At 72.4% G+C, this 4133-nt stretch carries 4 protein-coding genes and 1 pseudogene; 4 read left to right on the top strand and 1 reads right to left on the bottom strand.

The window, feature by feature from the left end; genetic code table 11:
* Positions 1 to 7: 7 nt before the first annotated feature.
* From ACYVE7_RS30470 to ACYVE7_RS30455, 4 genes and pseudogenes are all read left to right on the top strand, one after another.
* A pseudogene (locus ACYVE7_RS30470) lies at positions 8 to 169 on the top strand (LuxR C-terminal-related transcriptional regulator); the annotation flags it as partial.
* A 190-nt stretch (positions 170 to 359) separates the two neighbouring features.
* The gene (locus ACYVE7_RS30465) at positions 360 to 1307 is read left to right on the top strand and encodes an ABC transporter ATP-binding protein (protein ID WP_460369562.1); all 948 of its coding nucleotides are present in this window, start codon (positions 360 to 362) and stop codon (positions 1305 to 1307) included.
* Positions 1304 to 2065, top strand: coding sequence for an ABC transporter permease (locus tag ACYVE7_RS30460; RefSeq protein WP_460369560.1), 762 nt, complete (start codon positions 1304 to 1306; stop codon positions 2063 to 2065). Before ACYVE7_RS30465 ends, ACYVE7_RS30460 begins: the two co-directional genes overlap by 4 nt.
* Positions 2062 to 2850 (top strand): hypothetical protein, encoded by a 789-nt coding sequence (locus ACYVE7_RS30455; RefSeq protein ID WP_460369558.1) that lies wholly within the window; start codon positions 2062 to 2064, stop codon positions 2848 to 2850. Before ACYVE7_RS30460 ends, ACYVE7_RS30455 begins: the two co-directional genes overlap by 4 nt.
* Here ACYVE7_RS30455 and ACYVE7_RS30450 read toward each other — a convergent pair.
* Entirely contained in the window at positions 2847 to 3854 is a 1008-nt protein-coding gene (locus ACYVE7_RS30450; RefSeq protein WP_460369556.1) for a hypothetical protein, read from the bottom strand. The genes ACYVE7_RS30455 and ACYVE7_RS30450 overlap by 4 nt on opposite strands.
* Between the last annotated feature and the right edge of the window lie 279 nt (positions 3855 to 4133).

Genomic DNA, 4133 nt, shown 5'->3' with positions numbered 1-4133 from the left:
GGCCCCGCTGGCGGCCGCGGTCTCCGCCCGGCTGCGCCGCTCGGGTCTGGCGGCCGAGGCCCGGCTGACCGCCCGCGAACAGGAGGTCCTGGCACTGCTCGCGGCGGGCCGCAGCAACCAGCAGATCGCCGACGCCCTGGTCATCTCGGTCAAGACGGCCAGCGTGCACGTCTCCAACATCCTCGGCAAACTCGGCGCCGCGACCCGCGGTGAAGCCGCCGCCATGGCCCGTGACGCCCAGTCGCGTCCGTCCGCCTTAGCCGGCCTCGGCACGGGATCTAAGGCGTTCGCCCCTGGTGACCTTACTTTGTTAAGGCCGACGATTGGGTCATGCGTTCCCGACCCGAAAGAGGACCGGCTTGATCCCCGCCATCGAGGCCGCCGCGCTGCGGCGCAGCTACAAGCAGCGGAAGAAGGAGCCGAAGACCGCCCTGGACGGGCTGTCGCTGAGCGTGGCCCAGGGGGAGATCCATGGCCTGCTCGGCCCGAACGGCGCGGGCAAGACCACACTCGTGAAGATCCTCGCCACGATCCTGCTGCCGTCGGACGGGACGGCGGCCGTCCACGGAAGGGACGTCGTCACCGAGACGGCGGCCGTCCGGGAGCTGATCGGGGTGGTGCTCGGCGGCGACCTCGGACTGTACGGACGGCTCAGCGCCCGCCGCAATCTGCGGTTCTTCGGCACCCTGTACCGGCTGGACGCCGCGACCGTCGACCGGCGTGCCGACGAGCTGCTGGAACGAGTCGGGCTCGCCGACCGCGCCGACGACCGTGTCGAGTGGTACTCGCGCGGCATGAAGCAGCGGCTGCATCTGGCGCGCGGGCTGCTGCACCGGCCCGAGGTGCTGTTCCTCGACGAGCCGACGGCGGGGCTCGACCCGGTGGCCGCCGCCGAGTTCCGCACCCTGATCAGGGAGCTGCGCGCCGAAGGCAGGACCGTCCTGCTGGCCACCCACGACCTGGACGAGGCCGCCGCCCTGTGCGACCGGATCTCGCTGATCGACCAGGGCCGCCTGCTGTTCAGCGGGCCGCCGTCGGAGGCGGGCCGGTTCCTCGGCAGCCGCGAATGCGTCGAGTTCACCCACCCGGATCCGGCGCACGCCGAGGCCGTCGCGGCCCTGGACGGGGTCCTGTCGGTCGACCCCGGCGCCAGCGGGACGTGGCGGGCGCACGCCGGTGACGAGGCGGCCACCGCGCGGATCCTGCGGCTGCTGCTCGACCGGGGCGTGCTGACCGGCCGACGGGCCGAACCGTCGCTGGAAGAAGTCTATCTGCGCGTCATGGGGGAGCGGGGGCTGAAGGTATGAGGGTGGTGTGGCGGTCGTTCCTGCTGGAACTGGACCTGGCCAGGCGGAGCCCAGGACATCTGCTGATCCTGGTCGTCGCGGCGATGCAGTCGACCACGCTGCTGGCGTTGGCGCTGGCCAACGACCGGCCGGGCACCGTCGTCAACGCCGTGCTCGCGCCGGGGCTGACCGGGCTGTGGATCGCGGCGCTCAATCTGGCGGGTGAGGTGATCGCCGGAGAGCGGTGGGGCGGACGGCTCGAGTTGCTGGTCGCGACGCCCGCTCCGCTCGCGCTGATCGTGTTCGGCCGGGTGCTGGCCGTCGTGCTGTTCGGCGGGCTGACTTTCGGCGAGGCATGGCTGATCGCCGCGGTCGGGTTCGGGCAGGTCGTGCCGGTCGCCGACCCGGTGACGTTCCTGCTCGCGGTGCTCCTCACCGCGTTCGCGATGGCCGGGACGGCGACCCTGCTGGCGTCGGCGTTCGTCCTGTCGCGCGCCCTGGACGTGCTGCAGAACTCCCTCAGCTACCCCTTCTACATTCTGGGCGGTGTGTTCGTGCCGATCGTGCTGCTGCCGGGCTGGATCCAGCCGCTGAGCAGGCTGGTGTTCCTGTCCTGGAGTGCCGACCTGCTCCGGGGCGCGCTGCGCGGCGACCCGGCGGGGCCGGGACCGTTCGCGGCGATCGTGCTGCTGGGCGCCGGGGCGCTGGCGGGCGGGCTGGTGCTGACCCGCTCGTGCGTCGACCGGCTGCGCCGTGACGGATCGGTGGGCCACGCGTGAGGCTCACTCTGCGGATCGTCGGGCAGACCGTGCTGCTCGGCTTCGCCGACCTGCGGGCCGTCTACACCTGGCGGACCTGGACGTTCGGCTGGCTGGCCAGGCTGCTCTGCCAGGCGTCGTTCTTCGCGCTGGTCGGCCGGTTCGTCGGCGACGACGCCACGATGCGGTTCGTGCTCGTCGGCAACATCGTGATGGTCGCCTGCCTCGAGGGCACCATCGTGATCATCTCTCTGGCGGGGGAGCGGGCCAACGGGACGCTGCCGCTGCTCGCCACCGCGCCCGCCGGGCACCTGCCGCTCTATCTGGCGCGCGGGCTGCACTGGCTGGCGACCGGGATGACCAGTTCGCTGGTCGCCTGGGCGGTGCTGCCGCCGCTGCTGGGCGTGCCGCTGCCGTGGCCGCAGGCGCTCCACGCCGTGCCGGTCTTCCTGGTGATCGGGCTCAGCAGTTACTGCTATGGGGCGTTTCTCGCCGGGATCTCGGTGCGGGTGTGGGGCGTCGACTGGATCGTGCTCAACCTGGCCTACGGGCTGGTGATGGTGTTCTGCGGGGTGGACGTGCCGACCACGTTCTGGCCCGCGCCGATCGAGGCCGTCACCGGCTTCCTGCCGCTGACCCACGGGCTGCACGCCGTCCGGGAGGTGCTGGCGGGCGCGTCGGCCGGGGACGTGCTGGCCGACGTGGGGCTGGAGGCGCTGGTCGGGCTTGGCTGGTTCGCGCTGGCCGCGGTGTCGATGGAGCGGCTGGTGGCGTCAGGCCGCAGGAACGGGACGCTGACGATCTAGCGCGGTGGGTCGCCGAGATCCTCCGACGGCCCCCAGCCGGGCGTGTCGGGCCCGGCCGCGGGCCATTCGGCGGTCGGCTCGTTCCTGACCAGGACGGTCCCGGTCAGGACGGGCTTCGGCCGGTGCTTGCCGGTGTCCGGGACCGGTCTGCGGATCTGCTGGCCGCGCCGGAACACCAGGATCGCGGCCAGCGCGCACGCCGCGAGCAGCGCACCGAGCCACAGGCTCTGGCCGAGGGCGAGCGCCGCCGGCACCTCGTCGTCGCTGCCGCTCAGGGCGGTGTCGGCGGGCGCGGACTCGTTGCCCGGATAGGTGTACACGGGTTCTGACGCGCCGAACGTCACCACCTCGGTCGGCTGGCCGGTCGGTGTGAGGGTCGCGGACGACGACGGCGTTCCCGGGACACTCGGCAGCAGGCCGGACGGAGCGGTGACCGGATTGCTCGCGGTCGGCAGCGTGCCCGGCGGGGGGTAGGTGGCCGGCGGGTAGTTCGCCGGTGGCGGGGTCGTCGCGGGGGGAGGGGTGGTGGCGGGCGTCGAGGACGGCCGGGGGGACGACGTCGCGGTCGCCGCCGTCCGGAACTTGATCTTCTTGTACTCCCAGGCGGCCTTCACGTTGTCGGCCCTGGTCCAGACCCCGAGTTTGATCGTGACGGGCTGGCTGCTGGCGGCCAGCCGGATCGTGAACGGGATCGTCATACCGGGGGCGTCGACGTCGCCGAGCTTGCAGTAGCCCTGCGGGGAGCGGGTGCAGATCGCGCTGATCGTCACGCCGGTCTTCGGTTCGGCGGAGAACGACAGGGTGCCGTTCTTGGCCGGGTCGCCCGTCGCGGCCACCCAGACCTGTCCCTGGACGGCCATGCCGCTGCGCGGCTTGTCGGTGACGACGGTGGTGTGCACGACCAGCGTGCTCGCCGCCGGTTCGGCTCCGGCGCCGCTCGCTCCCAGGGGGATCAGGGAGAACGCGACGAGACCGAGGGCCAGTGCGGTGGCCGGTACACGCATGGTCGGGGATTCCTCCCACAGAAGGGGATTGGTGTGCTTCAGGGGGAGGTCTGAAGGTCAGCCGATACTACTGGATTCCGGAGAATTGTCAGTGGTCGTCCCCGCCGTTTCCCGGTAGAACTGTCTCCCCAGCTCACACCCCCGGAGCGCTCGCCTCATGGCCCCTCGCCTCTCCACCGGACCCGCCCGGCCACCCTCGGCCACGAGCGGCGCCTGGACGCGGGTCCGTGCGGGGCTGGACGCCGCGGACGCCGAGCCGGTTGCCGTCCGGGTCGGTGA

Source organism: Actinocorallia lasiicapitis, from assembly GCF_054778695.1.
Note: the sequence above shows the minus strand (reverse complement) of the source record. Positions and strands in the feature narration are given on the sequence as shown.